This window comes from Burkholderia sp. SIMBA_062 (assembly GCF_046534765.1).
GTDB classification, from domain to species: Bacteria; Pseudomonadota; Gammaproteobacteria; order Burkholderiales; family Burkholderiaceae; genus Burkholderia; species Burkholderia ambifaria.
Genome location: NZ_JAWRYD010000007.1, coordinates 215169 through 230652, shown reverse-complemented (window position 1 = coordinate 230652; position 15484 = coordinate 215169). Strand labels below are relative to the sequence as shown.

The 15484-nt window shown below is 68.0% G+C and carries 15 protein-coding genes and 1 pseudogene; 4 read left to right on the top strand and 12 right to left on the bottom strand.

The window, feature by feature from the left end; genetic code table 11:
• Positions 1-48: 48 nt before the first annotated feature.
• The 6 genes from SB786_RS10215 to SB786_RS10190 form a co-directional block, all read right to left on the bottom strand.
• Positions 49-351, bottom strand: coding sequence for a lysozyme inhibitor LprI family protein (locus SB786_RS10215; RefSeq protein ID WP_410727351.1), 303 nt, complete (start codon positions 349-351; stop codon positions 49-51).
• A 129-nt stretch (positions 352-480) separates the two neighbouring features.
• Positions 481-1167 (bottom strand): lytic transglycosylase domain-containing protein, encoded by a 687-nt coding sequence (locus tag SB786_RS10210; protein ID WP_410727350.1) that lies wholly within the window; start codon positions 1165-1167, stop codon positions 481-483.
• Positions 1168-1387: 220 nt separating this feature from the next.
• On the bottom strand, positions 1388-2155 hold the full coding sequence (locus SB786_RS10205) for an ABC transporter permease (RefSeq protein WP_410727349.1): 768 nt from the start codon (positions 2153-2155) through the stop codon (positions 1388-1390).
• The gene (locus tag SB786_RS10200; protein WP_175707463.1) at positions 2152-3090 is read right to left on the bottom strand and encodes an ABC transporter ATP-binding protein; all 939 of its coding nucleotides are present in this window, start codon (positions 3088-3090) and stop codon (positions 2152-2154) included. Before SB786_RS10200 ends, SB786_RS10205 begins: the two co-directional genes overlap by 4 nt.
• Positions 3087-4265, bottom strand: coding sequence for an ABC transporter permease (locus tag SB786_RS10195; RefSeq protein WP_410727348.1), 1179 nt, complete (start codon positions 4263-4265; stop codon positions 3087-3089). The genes SB786_RS10200 and SB786_RS10195 overlap by 4 nt, the downstream gene beginning before the upstream one ends.
• Positions 4262-5185: an ABC transporter substrate-binding protein gene (locus SB786_RS10190; RefSeq protein ID WP_006757377.1), complete on the bottom strand. Its 924-nt coding sequence runs from the start codon at positions 5183-5185 to the stop codon at positions 4262-4264. The genes SB786_RS10195 and SB786_RS10190 overlap by 4 nt, the downstream gene beginning before the upstream one ends.
• Before the next feature lie 170 nt (positions 5186-5355).
• Here SB786_RS10190 and SB786_RS10185 point away from each other — a divergent pair, with 170 nt between their 5' ends.
• On the top strand, positions 5356-6288 hold the full coding sequence (locus SB786_RS10185) for a 2-hydroxyacid dehydrogenase (RefSeq protein WP_410727347.1): 933 nt from the start codon (positions 5356-5358) through the stop codon (positions 6286-6288).
• 151 nt (positions 6289-6439) lie between these two features.
• Here the strand turns inward: SB786_RS10185 and SB786_RS10180 are convergent, their stop codons facing one another.
• The gene (locus tag SB786_RS10180) at positions 6440-8395 is read right to left on the bottom strand and encodes a Xaa-Pro dipeptidyl-peptidase (protein ID WP_410727346.1); all 1956 of its coding nucleotides are present in this window, start codon (positions 8393-8395) and stop codon (positions 6440-6442) included.
• Between the two features lie 585 nt (positions 8396-8980).
• A complete protein-coding gene (locus tag SB786_RS10175; protein ID WP_034176340.1) occupies positions 8981-9319 on the bottom strand; it encodes a helix-turn-helix domain-containing protein in 339 nt (112 codons plus the stop codon).
• A gap of 78 nt (positions 9320-9397) precedes the next feature.
• On the opposite strand from SB786_RS10175, the gene SB786_RS10170 reads away from it, so the two are divergent.
• Positions 9398-10300, top strand: a complete 903-nt coding sequence (locus SB786_RS10170) for a hypothetical protein (RefSeq protein ID WP_410727345.1) — start codon at positions 9398-9400, stop codon at positions 10298-10300.
• Positions 10301-10576: 276 nt separating this feature from the next.
• On the top strand, positions 10577-10807 hold the full coding sequence (locus tag SB786_RS10165; RefSeq protein WP_006757372.1) for a hypothetical protein: 231 nt from the start codon (positions 10577-10579) through the stop codon (positions 10805-10807).
• 117 nt (positions 10808-10924) lie between these two features.
• Here SB786_RS10165 and SB786_RS10160 read toward each other — a convergent pair.
• Together SB786_RS10160 and SB786_RS10155 are read right to left on the bottom strand one after the other, a co-directional pair.
• A pseudogene (locus SB786_RS10160) lies at positions 10925-11529 on the bottom strand (LysR family transcriptional regulator).
• Between the two features lie 101 nt (positions 11530-11630).
• On the bottom strand, positions 11631-12533 hold the full coding sequence (locus SB786_RS10155; RefSeq protein WP_410727344.1) for an alpha/beta hydrolase: 903 nt from the start codon (positions 12531-12533) through the stop codon (positions 11631-11633).
• 92 nt (positions 12534-12625) lie between these two features.
• Between SB786_RS10155 and SB786_RS10150 the strand changes: the two genes are divergently transcribed.
• Positions 12626-13678 carry an RNA-guided endonuclease InsQ/TnpB family protein gene (locus SB786_RS10150; RefSeq protein WP_410727343.1) on the top strand — a complete coding sequence of 351 codons (1053 nt, stop codon included), beginning with the start codon at positions 12626-12628 and terminating at the stop codon, positions 13676-13678.
• A gap of 141 nt (positions 13679-13819) precedes the next feature.
• Here the strand turns inward: SB786_RS10150 and SB786_RS10145 are convergent, their stop codons facing one another.
• Both SB786_RS10145 and SB786_RS10140 read right to left on the bottom strand, forming a co-directional pair.
• Positions 13820-14551 (bottom strand): alpha/beta fold hydrolase, encoded by a 732-nt coding sequence (locus tag SB786_RS10145; protein WP_410727342.1) that lies wholly within the window; start codon positions 14549-14551, stop codon positions 13820-13822.
• Complete coding sequence (locus SB786_RS10140; RefSeq protein ID WP_410727341.1) at positions 14548-15354, bottom strand: DinB family protein; 807 nt, start codon at positions 15352-15354, stop codon at positions 14548-14550. Before SB786_RS10140 ends, SB786_RS10145 begins: the two co-directional genes overlap by 4 nt.
• Positions 15355-15484: the final 130 nt, after the last annotated feature.

Below are 15484 nucleotides of genomic sequence, written 5' to 3'. Positions count from 1 at the left end.
ATTTCGCGCAGGCATGACGGGCGGCACGCACGGGCGTCCGACCGTCGATCACTTCTGCGCCGGTTGCGGCGCGTTCTCTAGCGCTTCCCATTTCTTCAGGATGCGCACGCGTGCTTGGCTGAAGTCGACCCAGCAGTTCATCCACGCGTCGTTCGGGATCATCTGCTGCGGATTGGCGGCTTTCACATAGTTACAGGTGTCGGCGGCGAAGCGGGTCCAGCTGGCCTGCGACTTCGCGAGTTCGCCGGCGGCGTCGGCGTTGCGCCGTTTGAGCGTGCGCTCGAGCGACCGGTACGCGCTGTCGACTTCCTGCTGGTTTCGGTCGACCACGCAGGCCCGCACGTTGTCCATTGTCGGGCCTTGATGCTCGCAATCGGCAGCGGCGAAGGCGCAGGCGGGACCGATTGCCAACGAGCCGACGGCAAGGAAGCGGATGGCTTGGCGCATGGCAGGACCGTCGGGCGAAGGCGCGCTGCGCGCTTACTGACGGTAGCGGGCCGACGCCGGCTTCGACGTCTCGCTGACCGGTACCATGCGGCCCTTCGTATCGTTCGGGGCTGTCGGGATTTGGTCGGCGCTCGCGCCGTCTTCGGGTTCGAGCACGAAGCGGAACGCGTCGACCCGCTGCATCACCTTCGCCGCATACGCATTCGATCCGCCGTAGCTCTTGAGCCCGGCCTGCACATTGCCGCCGGCCGCCCGCACATAGCCCGACAGGATCTTGGAGCCGGCCTCGACGTTCGCATTCGGTTCGGTCAGATCCTTCACGTTGCGCAGCAGGCCGCGGTGGGCGGCCGGCACGACCTGCATCAGCCCGGTCGCGCCATGCTGGCCGCGCGCCTTTTCCTGGAAGCGCGATTCGATCGAAATAATCGCGTAAACGAGTGCGGGCGGCAGCGAATATTTCGTCGCAGTCACGCTCACGATATCGGCGAGCCGCGCGGCGCGCTCCTTCGCGAGACCGAATTTCTTCGTCAAATACGAGGTGATGCGGCGGTTTGCTTCGTTCGGCTGATCGTTGGCGTTGGCGAGCGGCGTAGATGCCGCGGCCGGCGCGGATGCGGATACTTCGGGCGCGGACGCAGGCAGCGCGGGCGCCTGCTGCGCCGAAGCCTGTTGCGCAATGCCGAGCGAAAGAACGATCAGCCAGAAAAACCGTCGTCGCATGGTCGAGTGCGGGGAACTGGGAGGCGCATAGTATATCGGCCAATCGTCTGGCGCGTTCGAGCACGGGCTCGAATGAAAGCACGATGTAGGCTTGTGTCGACGCGCGCCGTGCGCAGACGGGATCGTTGCACGAACACGCATCGGAGTCCGGATCAAGCACGGCCCGATTTTTTTGTCGCGCCGTCTTTTTCGCGGGCAGACCCGCGACGCCAGGCACTTGCTACGGCCGCCGCGCGCTCGCCACCCTTGCCAGCGCGCCGATCGCATCGCTGACCAGCACGGCGAGCAGCCCGACGATCACGCCGCCCTGCAGCACGAACGCCGTGTTCGAGGTCTGCAGGCCCGCAATGATGACGTCGCCGAGCCCGCGCGCGGCAACCGTCGACCCGATCGTCGCGGTACCGAGATTGATCACGACCGCGAGCCGGATGCCGTTCACGATCACCGGAAACGCGAGCGGCAGCTCGACCGACACCAGTTGCTGCCAGCCGCTCATCCCCATCCCGCGCGCGGCGTCGACGACGTCGCGCGGCACGTCCTCGAGCCCAGCGATCGTGCTCTCGAAAATCGGCAGGAGCCCGTACAGCACGAGCGCGATCAGCACGGGTTTCAACCCGAAGCCGACGGCCGGCACCGCGAGCGCGAGCACGGCGACCGGCGGAAAGGTCTGGCCGATGTCGACGACGCTGCGCGCGACCGGCAGGAAATCCGCGCCGGCAGGCCGCGTGACCGCGATGCCGGCCGCGATCGCGACCAGCATGCCGATCAGGCTCGACAGCGCGACGGTGCCGAGGTGCGCGAGCGTGAGGTCGAGCAGGCTCGCGCGATCGTAGATGACCGGCGCGCCGTTGTCCGCGAACGGCGCGAACACGCCCTGCAGCCACGCGGGACGCAACAGCAGCACGAGCAACAGCGCCAGCGCGGCCGCGCGCGCGATGTACGCGGGCAGCCGCCGCGGCACGGGTGAACGCGCGGGCCGCGTCGTCATGCGGGCTTCCTCGCGTGCGCGCGGATCGCGCCGAGCGTGATGCGGCGCGCATCGCGCCCGTTGCCGTCGTCGACCGGCAACGCGTCGACGCCGCGCCACAGCAGCTCGGATACCGCATCGCGCAGCGTGCGCGTCGCGGCGATCGGTTCGCCGTCGGCGTGACCGGATTCGGCCACCGCATCGATCGGCGTCAACGCGAGCAGGCGCAGCGGCCGGTCGACGCCCGCGACGAGCTGTTCGACGACGCCTGCCGCCGGCTTGCCGAGAATCTCGGCCGGCGACGCGACCTGCAGCAGCCGGCCGCCGTCCATCACCGCGATCGTGTCGCCGAGCTTCAGCGCTTCTTCGATATCGTGCGTGACGATCACGACCGTGATGCCGAGGCGGCGCTGCAGCGCGTACAGGTCGTCCTGCGCCTTGTTGCGGATGATCGGATCGAGCGCGCCGAACGGCTCGTCCATCAGCAGCATCGCGGGCTCGGCCGCGAGCGCGCGCGCGACGCCGACACGCTGCTGCTGGCCGCCCGACAGCTCATGCGGCAGTTTGTCCGCGAATTCGGATGGCGCGAGGTGAAACAGTTCGAGCAGTTCGCGCACGCGCGCGTCGATGCGCGCGGCCGGCCAGCCGAGCAGGCGCGGCACGGTCGCGATATTGCGCGCGACGCTCCAGTGCGGGAACAGGCCGTGCCCCTGGATCACGTAGCCGATGCGCCGCCGCAGCTGCTCGGGCGGAACGCCCGCGGTGTCGACGCCGTCGATGCGGATCGTGCCGCTGGTCGGCGCGATCAGCCGGTTGATCATCCGCAGCAGCGTCGACTTGCCGCTGCCCGATGCGCCGACGAGCGCGGTGATCGTGCCTTGCTTCATCGTCAGCGACACGTCGTCGACGGCAGTGATGTCGCCGAAGCGTTTGCCGAGGCGTTCGATCTCGATCATGCGGTACGTCCCTTCGCGAGCGTGGTCGCGGCTTCGAACACGACGGCGGCTGCCAGCGCGAGTGCGATCGTCGGGATCGCGCCGAGCAGCACGAGATCGGCGGCCGATTGCCCGATCCCCTGGAAGATGAAGGTGCCGAACCCGCCGCCGCCGATCAGCGCGGCGACCGCGGTCAGGCCGATGTTCTGCACGAGCACGATGCGCACGCCGCTCAGGATCACCGGCAGCGCGAGCACGAGGTCGACACCCAGCAGCCGCTGCGCGCGCGTCATGCCCATCGCGCGTGCCGCTTCGGTCACATGCGGCGGCACCTGCTCGAGTCCGACCACGACGCTCGACGCGATCGGCAGCAGCGAGTAGAGAAACAGCGCGAGCACGGCCGGCGCGACGCCGATCCCGCGGATGCCGAGCGCGGCCGCGAGCGGCACGTGCGCGGCGAGCAGGCCGAGCGGCGCCATCATCAGCCCGTACATCGCGATGCTCGGGATCGTCTGCACGATATTGAGCACCGGCATCACGACGGTGCGTACCGGTGCGATCCGCGCGCACGCGATGCCGAGCGGCAGGCCCGCGACGAGCGCGGCCGCGACCGAGCCGCCCGCGAGCGACACGTGCCGGATGGCCTCGCGCCAGAAGTCGTCGTTGCGCACCGCGTATTCGCGCATCACGGAAAGGCCGTCCCACCAGCCGCTCGCGAGCGGCACCGAGATCGCCGCGATCGCGACGGCGAGCGCGGCGAGGCGCCGCCACGGGCCGAATGCGAGCCGCGCGAGCGCGTCCGCGACGAGCACGGCCCACGCGAACAGCAGCAGCCAGACGCCTGCCGCGGGCGACACGCGCGCGAGCATGTCGTCGGGCGCGACGACGTGCGCCGCGGCCGCGCCGACCGCATAGGCGAGCGTCCCGAGCCACGTGCAGCCGGCCGCGAGGCGCCATGCGGGACGGCTCGCCGTCATCGCCCACAGCGCGCCGACGATCCACAGCGCGGCGAGCGCGGCGCCCTGCGCCGCCGGCAGGGCGGCGAACACCGACAGCCCCGTGCCGGCCGCGATGCGGTTCGGCCGCAGCACCATGAACGGCATGCCGACCACCGCGACGATCGTCAGGATTCCGATCAGGATGCCGACCTTGTCGAGCGGGATGCGCCGCGCGGACGCCACGGCGCGATCCGTCACTTGACGAAGCCTTTCGACTTCAGATAGCTCTTGGCCACGCCGGCCGCCGGTTCGCCATTGATCTGGATGCGCGCGTTCAGCGTCTGCAGCGTCTTCAGGTCGAGGCTCGCGAACACGGGCTTCAGGTAGTCGGCGATCTGCGGATGCGCCTTCAGTACGGCTTCGCGAATCACCGGCGTCGGCGCATAGACGGGCTGCACGTGCTTGTCGTCGTCGAGCACGACGAGGCCGCTCGATGCGATGCCGCCGTCGGTGCCGTATACCATCGCGGCGCTCACGCCGTCGGTCTGGTTCGCGGCGGCCTTGATCGTCGCGGCGGTATCGCCGCCGGACAGCACGACGAGCTGGTCGGGTTTCAGCTTGAAGCCGTACGCCTTCTCGAACGACGGCAGCGCGGATGCGCTGTTCACGAATTCGGCCGACGCGGCGAGCTTCACCTTGCCGCCGCCCGCGATCCATTTGCCGAAATCGGAGAAGGTCTTCAGGTGCTGCGATTGCGCGACGGGCGCGAGCACGGCGACGCCCCACGTATTGTTCGCGGGCGCCGGTGTGAGCCACACGAGATGGTTCGCCGCGTAGTCGAGCTTCTTCGCGGCGTCGTAACCCTGGCTTGCGTTCTTCCACGCGGGATCGTCGGCCTTGTTGAAGAAGAACGCGGCGTTGCCCGTGTATTCGGGGTAGATGTCGATCTCGCCGCTCGTCAGCGCCTTGCGCACGATCGGCGTCGTGCCGAGGGCGATCTTTTCGGTGACGGGGATGCCGTGGGCCTTCAGCACCTGCGCGATGACGTTGCCGAGCAGGTTGCCTTCGGTATCGATCTTCGACGACACCACGACAGGCGTGTCGGCATGCGCACCGGGCGCGACGACGGCGGCGGCGAGCGCGAGGCCCAGGATCCGGGCGGGCAGGGCGAGTTTCATCGAGGCCAATCTCCAGGACGGGGGCGTACGCCGAAAGTTACTTGACTGAGCCGGCTTTGGCAAACCGCGTGCGACGGCGTGCCCACAGCCCGTGTGGGGATTACCCGCATCCGTCATGCTGGCTTGTTACACTGAAATCCGTTTCCGCCTGCGGACAGACATTTGCTGACATGAAGCCAGAACTGCTGGTCCTCATCGCATTGCGCGGCGATGCGCATCGCGAGATCGCCGCGTCGTTCGACGTGCGCTATGCCCCGACCGCCGAAGAACGCGAACGCGCGATCGCCGAATACGGCGGCACGATTCGCGCGGTGCTGACCAACGGCAGCACGGGCCTCGCCGCTGCCGAGATCGACCGGCTTGCGCAGCTCACGTTCGTGAGCGCGCTCGGCGCGGGTTACGAGCATATCGACGTCGCGCATGCGAAGGCGCGCGGCATCACGGTCGTCACGGGCGCCGGCACCAACGACGATTGCGTCGCCGACCACGCGTTCGCGCTGTTGCTCGCGGCGGTGCGCGATGTCGTGAGGCTCGATGCGAAAACGCGCGCGGGCGTATGGCGTGACGCGCTGCCGATGCCGCCGAACGTTTCGGGCAAGAAGCTTGGCATCGTCGGGCTCGGCAAGATCGGCGAGAAGTGCGCGCGCCGTGCGGCCGGCTTCGACATCGAGGTCGGCTATCACAGCCGTTCGCCGAAGGACGCTGCGCCATACCGCTATTTCGACCGGCTCGACGCACTCGCGCAGTGGGCCGATTTCCTGATCGTCGCGACGCCGGGCGGCGCGGGCACCCGGCATCTGGTCGATCGCGCGGTGCTCGACGCGCTCGGCCCGGGTGGCTTTCTCGTCAACGTGTCGCGTGGCAGCGTTGTCGATACCGCTGCTCTGGCGGACGCGCTGCGCGAAAAACGCATCGCGGGCGCGGGGCTCGATGTGTACGAAGGCGAACCGGAGCCGCCGCGCGCGCTGACCGGTCTCGACAACATCGTACTGACGCCGCATCTGGGCGGCTGGTCGCCGGAGGCGCTCGACCGGTCGGTCCGGCAGTTTCTCGACAACGCCGCCCGGCATTTTGCCGGGCAGGCGGTGCTGACACCGTTGTGAGCGTGCGGTTCTCCGGTGAGGAGGCGGCCGGTCTGGAACGGCAGGCCGCCGCGGTGGCAGAGCAAAAACGCGTTGCTCGGCTGAACCGATGAACCGCGCACCGCCGGGCAACGCGCAAGCGAAGCACGGGGTGCGCGGCCACATTCCAGCGTCAGGACGACACCAGCGGCACCGTGACCGACGTGCCTGCCGGATCGAGCGCGAGACCCGTGCCCGGTGTCGGCCGCAGCGTCGCCTCGTTGTCGCTCGACAGCACGACGAGGCCGAGCTTGTGACCCGCTTCGAGCTTGTAGTCGCGCGGCATGAACGTCAGCTTCAGGTCATACGGCATCCCCGGCAGCACGGGCGCCGAGAACCAGTCCGACAAGCGATTGCGCGGATCGGTCCATGCCCGCGTCACGATCGTCGCCGTGCCGTCCGGCGCGCGGTCGACCAGCAGCGCCGTCACGTTCGCGACGCCGGTGAAGGTCAGCCGCACGCGTGCGGTCGCGGTGCCGGACACGCGCGTCGCGGCCGTGAACGGGGCCGTCTCGAAGCGGCCGCGATGCTCGCCGGTCGTGGCGTTCGCCAGCGTGAGCGCGGGGATCGACGCATCGTCGGTGAAGCGCGCGAGCGGGCCGCCGCTCGGCATCCGCAGCAGCGTGCCGGTGCCGGCGCCGTCGCCGCCCGCGAAATACGCGACCGGCGTGGCGTGCCGCGCGGCCCAGTCCGCTTCTTTCAGCAGCGTGCCGTCGGCCTGCTCGACCACCGCGCGCGGATCGTGGTCGACGCCGTTGTCGACGCCGATCAGGTAGCGCGTGAACCAGCGGTTCACCTCCGCGGTCCACGCCTCGGCCATCGCCGGCACGCGGGTCGGGTCGGTATGCTTCAGCCGATGCAGCCATAGCTGCGTCGGCACGCCCTGACGCCGCATCGCGAGATACCACGACGTCGACTGGTCGGTACGCACGTTGTCGTCGGTCAGCCCTTGCGCGACGAGTGCCGGCGCGACCGCGTGCGCGGTCGGGATGTCGCGGGCGGCCCAGAACGGCGAATCGTTGCCGGTCTTACGGTCTTCCTGCTGCAGCGCCTCGTCGATCAGGTGCGTGCAGCGCTCCGGATGCGCATTCGTCAGCAGCGCCTTGATATAGACGTCGACGTCCTCGCCCTGATAGCCCTCCGGCGCGCGCACGAGCCCGCCCGAGCGGTAGTAGCCGTACATGTTCGACAGCCCGGCGACCGGCACGATCGCGTCGAGCCCGCGCGTGCGCAGGCTCGCGACCATCTTCGGCAGCGTGCCGTCGTACGACACGCCATACATGCCGACGTGGCCTGTCGACCAGTTCGCGACGACCGGCTTGCCGTTCGCATCCTTCGCGGTCGCATCGCGGCCGAGCCAGCGGATCACCGACGCCATCGCGACGGATTCGTCGCGCGTGAGGATCGTCGGGCAGCCGTCGGAACCGGCGGTGCCGAGCGAATCCGCATAGACGATCGTGAAGCCGCGCTGCACGAAATAGCCTTCGATCCATGAACGGCCGGCCGCGGCCGCTTCGAGTTGCTGCAGCATCCGTACTTGCGGCGCGGCGGCCATGACCCGCGCGGACGCGCCGCCGGGGGCGGCTGCCGCCGCGACAGGATGCGGCGTGCCGTCGAGTTCGACGTCGACGTCGTGGTTCGGGCTGTCGGCGAGCCCGGCGTAGTACGGGCTTGCGAGCACGATGACCGGCGTGCGCGCGCCGTTGGCGGTTTCGGACGGACGCACGATGCGCACGTGAATGCGGTCGCGCGTACCGTCGCCGTCGGAATCGACCGGCGTGTCGACCCACGCGTTCTCCTCGATCGTGCCGCCGGAAAGGGACGGCTGTACCTGGCCGTTGCTGATCACCGGCCGGTAGCGTCCGCCGCTGGCCGGATTCGCATACGGAACGCCGGATGGCGACACGCGCCCCGATGCGTCGTCCGCCGATGCGGCGCCGTCGCCCTGTTGATTCTGACCTTGGCCTTGCGCGAGTGCGGACACGCCGGCCACGCTGCCGCCGTCGTCACCGCCGCACGCGGCGAGCGTCGCCGCTGCGACCAGCGCGGGGAGCCATGCGCGACGCGATCCTCTGACATGAAATTGCATTGTCGACCTCGTTCTTGTGATTGTGTGTGGACGACCGGCTCGCGATACACCCCCTGCGGGCCGGGCCGATTACTGCCTGCAACGAAGAGGAAACTGCACCATCGGGAAAGCGGCGGCGCCACGCATGTGCGTCACGCAGGACTGCGAATCAAATGCACGGTGCATGCCGTACGTCCTTCCAGATGAAACGGAACGACATCATTCGATGAAACGGGGATGTTGCGAGCTGCGGTGCTGCGCTGCGGTAACACGACGCGACGCGCGTGCGGCGACGGAATGAAACGGATCGGCGGTTTCGGCCGCGCCGCGCATCGTGATGGCTTGCCGGTTCGCGTTTGCTTTCCGGAAGCTTGCGCAAAACTTATCTCAGTGAAATCGCCGTGTCAAACTTTTTTAACCGTGGGTAAATAAAGTTTCGGCGCGTTGCCGGTGCACGGCGTGTGGCGCGATCGACGTGCTTGCGCTTGCTCCGTGTCGCATCGTCCGATGCAAAACGGGCGATGACGAATCGTATTCGCCATCGCCCGCCCGTTACGTGCTGTCAGCCTTCCATCCAATCACGCAGTCATGAACGCATGCGCGCCGTCACCTGTCGTCGGCTTTCGCCTGCAGATCCTTCAATCCCTGAATCACGACCAGCAGCGCGCGCCCGTGCTCGTCGGAGCCGTCCCACGCGTCGACGATCGCGTCGCGCAGCAGGTCGTTGTAACGGCGGCGCGCCGGGCCGGTATCGACGCCGTAGAAACTGCATAGCTTGTTGAATGGCGCGCTGCGCCGCAGCCGATGCCCGTTCGACAGCCGCAGGCGCGAGACGGTCGGCTGGCTGACCCCGGAAAGCCGCGCGATTTCGCTCGACGAGCGCGTGTCCGCCATCAGACGGCGTAACAGGTCTTGTACAGGAAAATCGTGATCCGGGGCTTCCATGCGATGCATTATACCTATACAGTTACGGTTGTTGAATGGGCTTGCTGTCGCCAGCGAGGCTGTATCCCGAGAAAGTCGATGACACTGAAACATCTCCCTCCCACGTTCTGCTGGACGAAGATCGGTACCGAGTCCGGCGAGGAACTGCCGACCGTCGTGCTCCGCAAGGAATGGGAGCGCCGGCTCGGGGGCGGGCGTTTTCTGTGGGGCATCAACCAGCCGCTCGGCAGCAGCGCGCAAGTCGCCGCGCATCGCACGGGCTCGCTGCTCGCGCTGTTTTCGCCGGTCGCGGCGCGCACGCGTTCGGGCGAGCGCCGGCGCGAGGACGCGCTGCTGTGGAATGCATGGGTCGACGCGAGCGGCCAGGTGCGGCCGCTGCCGCCGCACACGTTCATCGCGAGCCGCTCGACGCTGCCGTCGGGCCGGCGCCGCGAACAGCACTACGCGCTCGTCTGCGTATCGTCCACCGCGCTGACGGTCGGCACGCAATTGCGCGTGTTCCCCGATCACCTGCGCAGCGTGAGCACCGGCAAGCCGCTCGGCGTCGCGCAGGGCGCGGCCGTGGTCGACTGCATCGGGCGTGCGAAGGAGCAAACCGGCAAGAGCTATCCGCTCGCGCTGTCGGTCGAACTCGAAGCACCGTATTTCGTGCGGCTCGCGCAGCCGTGCATGCTGAAGGCGCGTGATCTTGCCGACGTGAACAAGGCGACGCGGGCCGGCGATTTCGATCGCTTCGTCGAACTGGTCGCGCGCTTGCGCAGCCGATCGCCGACGGATGCCGTGCGCGGCGTCACGCGCGATCTGTTCGACGTGCCGCCGATCGAAACGGCGGCCGCCTACGTCGCGCCCACGCATGCCGGCCGACTGCGCAGCCGGCCGGCGGTCGAGCATCCGCGCGAGCTCACCGGCGATCTGTTCGATCTGTCGTCTGAAGCGGCCGCGTTCGGCGGTCTCGCGCATCCGCGCATCGGGCGCGCGTGACGTTCGCGCCGCTCATGCGCGGCGCGTGATGCGGGCTGCCAACTGATGCACGTGCAACGACACGCGCCGGTGTTGCGCCATCTCGGTGCGCGCAAGAATTTGTTGCAATCTCGCCGTAGCGGATCGGCGAGCGTCGCGCGACAATCGCCACGGAAGCACGCCGCACGGCGGGTGTGCGTCGACAGGCTGCCTGCCGTCGTTCACGCCGCCGACATGCGCGACACGCACACTGAGCGTCGGCTTGCTTCACACAGCAACCCTGAGGGAGAAGTGTCGATGTCGACCCACATCTGTTCGCGGGAAGCACGGGCCGCGCAACGCTTCGTCGAAGCGACGCGCAACGTCGACCAGGCGTTTCGCGCCGTGCGCGGCGAAAGCGACGACGACATCTCGTCCGGCGAATATGCACGCGCGATGTCGCGTCTCGATCGCGCGCTGGACGAACTGGCGCGTGCGCAGGAATTCTTCGATCGCGTGGTGAACGCCGACGCGGCGCAAGGAAACTGAATTCGCGGTTTCCGCTTTTGTTTTTGCCGCCGTCGCTTTCCGTTTTTCGTGTTCGTTTGTTTGCCGCGTCGCGCCACGCCCGGCGTGCCGATGCGCCACCGCGTCAGCAGACGAACCTCACACCTTTCGCCCTTCGACCGGATAACCGGGATCCGTATACCCGTGCGTCGACGCATGTCCCGGCGGCTCGCGTTCCGCGAAATACGCGGGCGCGCCGACGATCGCCATTTTGAGGTCCGGCGAGATGCGGACCGCGATCATGTCCTTTGCAACCTGGCGCCGAGCCGCGCGCCGATGTCGAAGCGTTGCGCGACGATGTCGGACAGCCCGTAGTCGGTCACGAACTCGACCTTCAGCTCGCGGTAGTCGCGCAGGATCGGCGACAGCCTCGGCCACAGCAGCGTGCGGATCACGTAGTCGGTTGCGTTGATGCGCACGGTGCCGGCCGGCTTGTCGCGCAGCTCGGCGAGCGCCGACAGTTCGTCCTCGATTTCGTCGAAGCGCGGCGCGAGATTCTGCAGCAGGCGCTCGCCGGCTTCGGTCGGCGCCACGCTGCGTGTCGTGCGCGTGAGCAGCCGCACGCCGAGACGCGTCTCGAGCGAGCGGAACGTATGGCTGAGTGCGGATTGCGACACGCCGAGCCGGGCGGCCGCACGCGTGAAGCTGCGCTCGCGCGCGACGGCGATGAAGGCGAGCAGGTCCGCAAAGTTGTCGCGCGGCATGGAGGAAGTCGGGTGGTCGATGCCTGCGCATCCGACCATCGGGCCTGCCGCGCGATGCGCCGGCGCGAGGACTCGGCAACGCGGCGGCGCGGCCGCGCGCGTCAGCCGGCCTGCGTCATGCGCGCCGGATGGCTCGCGAGGCGGGTGTGCGGATCGTACGCATAGCCGCCGTGCTGGAACGACGTCGCGAAGAACCGCATCTGGTAGCCGATCGCATGCGCCCAGTAGTCCCACGTATGGCCGCCCGGACGCTCCGCATAGTCGTGCGGCACGCCGAGCGCGACGAGCCGTTCGTGCAGCGTGCGGTTCGAGCTGACGAACGCGTCGTCGCGGCCGCAGTCGATCGTCAGGTCCAGATGCGCGCGGACGAACGCGCGCGCGCTTTCGACGATCGCGTTGCGGTTCCAGAACGACGCATGGCGGCCGGGGTCGCCGAACACGTGGTCGATGCCGGGTTCGTCCTCGCAGCAGCGCGGATCGACCGCGCCGCTGATGCTGCCGACCGCACCGAACGTGTCGGGCCGGTCGAGCGCGATGCGCAGCGCGCCGAAGCCGCCCATGCTGAGCCCCGTGATCGCGCGCGCGCCCTTGGTCGCGATCGTCCGGAAGTGCATGTCGACATAGGACACGACTTCGTCGCCGACAAAGGTTTCGTAGCGGCTGCCCGAGTCAAACGGGCTGTCGATGTACCAGCTTTCGTGGCCGCCGTCGGGCATCACGAGGATCACGCGGTAGCGATCGGCCAGCGCGGCGATGCGGGTGTTCGCGGTCCAGTCGGTGTGGTCGCCGCCGGACCCGTGCAGCAGGTAGACGACCGGAAATCGTTCGACGCCGCGTTCCGGGCCGTGGCGCAGGCGTGCGTAGTCGTCGGGCAGCACGACCGTCGCCTTGAGCGTCTGGTTCATCGCGGCACTCGGAATCGCGATGACCCGCGCCTGAAAGGCGATGGCCGGGCCCGCGACGGCGAGCAGCAGCACTAGCCACAACGCGCGTATCAGGTTCATCAGAATTTGCTCCGAGAAACCCCGCCATTGATGGTGGGAAGGAAAGGAGTGCTGTTGACAGGCAGCTTCTTGCACGGGTTAGGATCACCGGCATGATCCTTGTCTACCGCTACCGCGTGAAGTCGCTCAACGGACTGCTTAACAAGCAGAGCCGTGCGGTGAACTACGTCTGGAACTTCTGCAACGACACGCAGAAGCACGCGCTCAAGTGGAGCAAGAAGTGGCCGACGGGATTCGATCTGAACGTGCTGACGACGGGGAGCAGCAAGGCGCTCGGCATCCACTCCGGCACGATCAACGCGACGTGCGAGCAATATGCGAAGTCGCGCAGTCAGCACCGTCGGCCCTACCTGGGCTATCGCGGCAGGAAATCGCTGGGCTGGGTGCCGCTGAAGGGGCGTGACCTGAAGCGCGAGGGCGATGCGTTTCGTTTTGCCGGTAACACGTTTCGGGTATTCCACAGCCGGGCGCTTCCCGAAGGCAAGATCAAGGATGGGACCAACTTTGCGCAGGATGCACGTGGCAACTGGTTTCTCAACATCGTGATCGAGATGCCCGATGTTCAGGCCCGCCCGATCCGTTCCGGTGTCGGCATCGATCTCGGCCTGAAAGACTTCGCCACACTTTCGACCGGCGAGAAACTGCCCAACGACCAATTCGGCCGCCGTGCGGCGGACAAGCTTGCGAAGGCCCAGCGAGCACGCAAGCACAAGCGGCATATCGCGAAGTTGCACGCCAAGGTCGCGAATGCCCGTGCCGATTTCCAGCATAAGCTCACGCTCGATCTGGTGCGGCGTTTCGATTACCTCGCGGTCGGCAACGTGTCGGCCGCCAAACTCGCCAGGACCAGGATGGCGAAAAGCGTCTACGACGCATCCTGGTCGTCCTTCCGAAACAAGCTCCGTTACAAGGCGATGGCGCACGGGGCCACGTTCGAGGAAGTCGACGAAAGCGGTTCTACCCAGTCCTGTTCGTCGTGCGGATCGAAAGACAGCACGACGCGGCCGAAAGGTATCGCGGGACTGCGAATGAGAGAGTGGGCCTGCGATGGCTGTGGTGTCGTGCATGATCGAGATACCAACGCTGCGCTGAACATTCTCCGATGCGGACGTGCATCGCCAGGTGTGGGAATCACCTGCCTTTAGGCGGGTGAGGACGTCAATGAGCCTCGCATCGGGAAAACCCTGTCCGGCGACTCTAGCAACCGCGCCTTTCAACCAAATTTCGGCGAAACCTACGGGTTGTCAGGTGGCGGGCGGGGCCGGGCGGCGGGACGGCCGTGCGCGTCAGCCGAGACAGCGCGCGAGCGTCTCCCGCAACGCGGCGGGCCGCTCGGCCGGTATCAGGTGCCCGCATCCGTCGATCGTTTCGAAGCCGGCACAGCGTGCGAGCGCCCAGTCCGGCACATGCCAGCCCGCACGCGAGCGTTCGCCGGCGACGAGCCACACCGGATGGCGCTCGAATACTTCAGCGAGCGCCTGTAGATAACCTGATTCGCCGGTCGTCGCGACGACCGAGCGGCCCATCGCGCGCAGTGTCGATGCCGGCTGATGCGCAAGCCAGCGGCGCGCGTCGTCGAGCTGGCGCGGCGACGGCTCGTCGATCGCGCCGCGCAGCCAGCCGAGCGGATCGCCGCGCAGGTCGTCGAGCATTGCGTCGGCTTGCGCGGGCGACATGCGGCCGACCGACGCCGACCAGAACGCATCGTCGAGCGTGAAGTTGCCTTCGACGTTGGCGATCCGGCGCACGCGTGCCGGATGCGCATGCGCGAACAGCATCGCGATCGCGCCGCCCACCGAGTGACCGACGAGGTCGACCGGCTGCGTGCCGTAGTGCGAGTCGATGGCCTGCCGCACGTGCTCGACCTGCGCAGCGAGCGTGATCGCGTCGAACGGCGCGGCGCGGTGGATACCGTAGCCGAGCAGGTCGGGGGCGAGATGCGGGCCGGGCCATTCGGGTACGTCGAAGGTACCGATGAAACCGTGGACGAAGACGACGGGCGGGGTTGGGGCGCTCATTCCGCGGCCGGAGAAGCGAGGGGTGGCAATTCGAGTTCGGCGAGCAGTTCGTCGAGTTCGAGCACGTGCGTGAGATCGTGGTCGAGCAGTTCGCGCACGAGTTCGTCGAGTGACATCCGGCGCATGCCGTCGCGCAGCCCGCAGCGTGCGAGTTCAGACGGTTGCAATGCGGCCGCGGTCGCGCACAGCGCGGCGCGTCCGGTGCGGAATGCGGCGAGCGCGTCGTCGAGCGGCTGGGCGAGGTAGTCGCGCTGCGCGGCGAGAGCGGTGCCGTCGACGGACGCGATCACCGGCAGCTCGTGCGTGCGCACGGCGTCGATGCGTTCGGCGAACACCCCATCGAGGTCGCGCAGGTGGCACGCATGTTCGACGAGCGAGAAGCCCGTGCCGGCCGGGCGGCGCGCGACGAGCGCGGCGGGAACGTGCGCGGCATACGCGGCGATCCGGGCAGGCATCGCGGCCAGCGCGGCGATGACGTCGGCGAACGGGCGCACCTGCGGATCCGCGCTGAATACCGCGCCGTAGCTGAACAGCGCGCCGCCGAGCCGGCCGCGCGGCTGTACGACGTCGTGCCCGTGACGGCGCATCACGTCGGCGACCATCGCGCCGCAAAACTGCCGGGCCGTCGTGTCGGCTTCGATTTCGGGGAATTTGCGCGCGATCTCATGCTGAATCGCGCCGATCGCGGCGACGCCGACACGCGACAGCGCCGCGAATTCGACATAGCGCTCGGGCTGCGCGATCAGCGCTTCGAGCTGTGCGCCGAGCGGCGTCGCGCGAAAACGGTCGAAACGGGAATGCATGACGACAGGGCCTCGCCGAGTAACGTGTCAAAACGATACGTTACTCGGCGAGGTGCCGTCAATCTCCGTCGACCGTTTGTTCAGAGGATCCAGCCGGCGCACCCGCAACCCTACCGCATCGGCACCCGGC

Excerpts from the sequence above, each read along its gene's own strand:
- SB786_RS10200 (WP_175707463.1), bottom strand. The coding sequence starts at position 3,090 with ATGATCGAGATCGAACGCCTCGGCAAACGCTTCGGCGACATCACTGCC.
- SB786_RS10155 (WP_410727344.1), bottom strand. The coding sequence starts at position 12,533 with ATGAACCTGATACGCGCGTTGTGGCTAGTGCTGCTGCTCGCCGTCGCG.
- SB786_RS10205 (WP_410727349.1), bottom strand. The coding sequence starts at position 2,155 with ATGACGACGCGGCCCGCGCGTTCACCCGTGCCGCGGCGGCTGCCCGCG.
- SB786_RS10175 (WP_034176340.1), bottom strand. The coding sequence starts at position 9,319 with ATGGAAGCCCCGGATCACGATTTTCCTGTACAAGACCTGTTACGCCGT.
- SB786_RS10180 (WP_410727346.1), bottom strand. The coding sequence starts at position 8,395 with ATGCAATTTCATGTCAGAGGATCGCGTCGCGCATGGCTCCCCGCGCTG.
- SB786_RS10140 (WP_410727341.1), bottom strand. The coding sequence starts at position 15,354 with ATGCATTCCCGTTTCGACCGTTTTCGCGCGACGCCGCTCGGCGCACAG.
- SB786_RS10185 (WP_410727347.1), top strand. The coding sequence starts at position 5,356 with ATGAAGCCAGAACTGCTGGTCCTCATCGCATTGCGCGGCGATGCGCAT.
- SB786_RS10145 (WP_410727342.1), bottom strand. The coding sequence starts at position 14,551 with ATGAGCGCCCCAACCCCGCCCGTCGTCTTCGTCCACGGTTTCATCGGT.
- SB786_RS10190 (WP_006757377.1), bottom strand. The coding sequence starts at position 5,185 with ATGAAACTCGCCCTGCCCGCCCGGATCCTGGGCCTCGCGCTCGCCGCC.
- SB786_RS10215 (WP_410727351.1), bottom strand. The coding sequence starts at position 351 with ATGGACAACGTGCGGGCCTGCGTGGTCGACCGAAACCAGCAGGAAGTC.
- SB786_RS10170 (WP_410727345.1), top strand. The coding sequence starts at position 9,398 with ATGACACTGAAACATCTCCCTCCCACGTTCTGCTGGACGAAGATCGGT.
- SB786_RS10165 (WP_006757372.1), top strand. The coding sequence starts at position 10,577 with ATGTCGACCCACATCTGTTCGCGGGAAGCACGGGCCGCGCAACGCTTC.
- SB786_RS10210 (WP_410727350.1), bottom strand. The coding sequence starts at position 1,167 with ATGCGACGACGGTTTTTCTGGCTGATCGTTCTTTCGCTCGGCATTGCG.
- SB786_RS10150 (WP_410727343.1), top strand. The coding sequence starts at position 12,626 with ATGATCCTTGTCTACCGCTACCGCGTGAAGTCGCTCAACGGACTGCTT.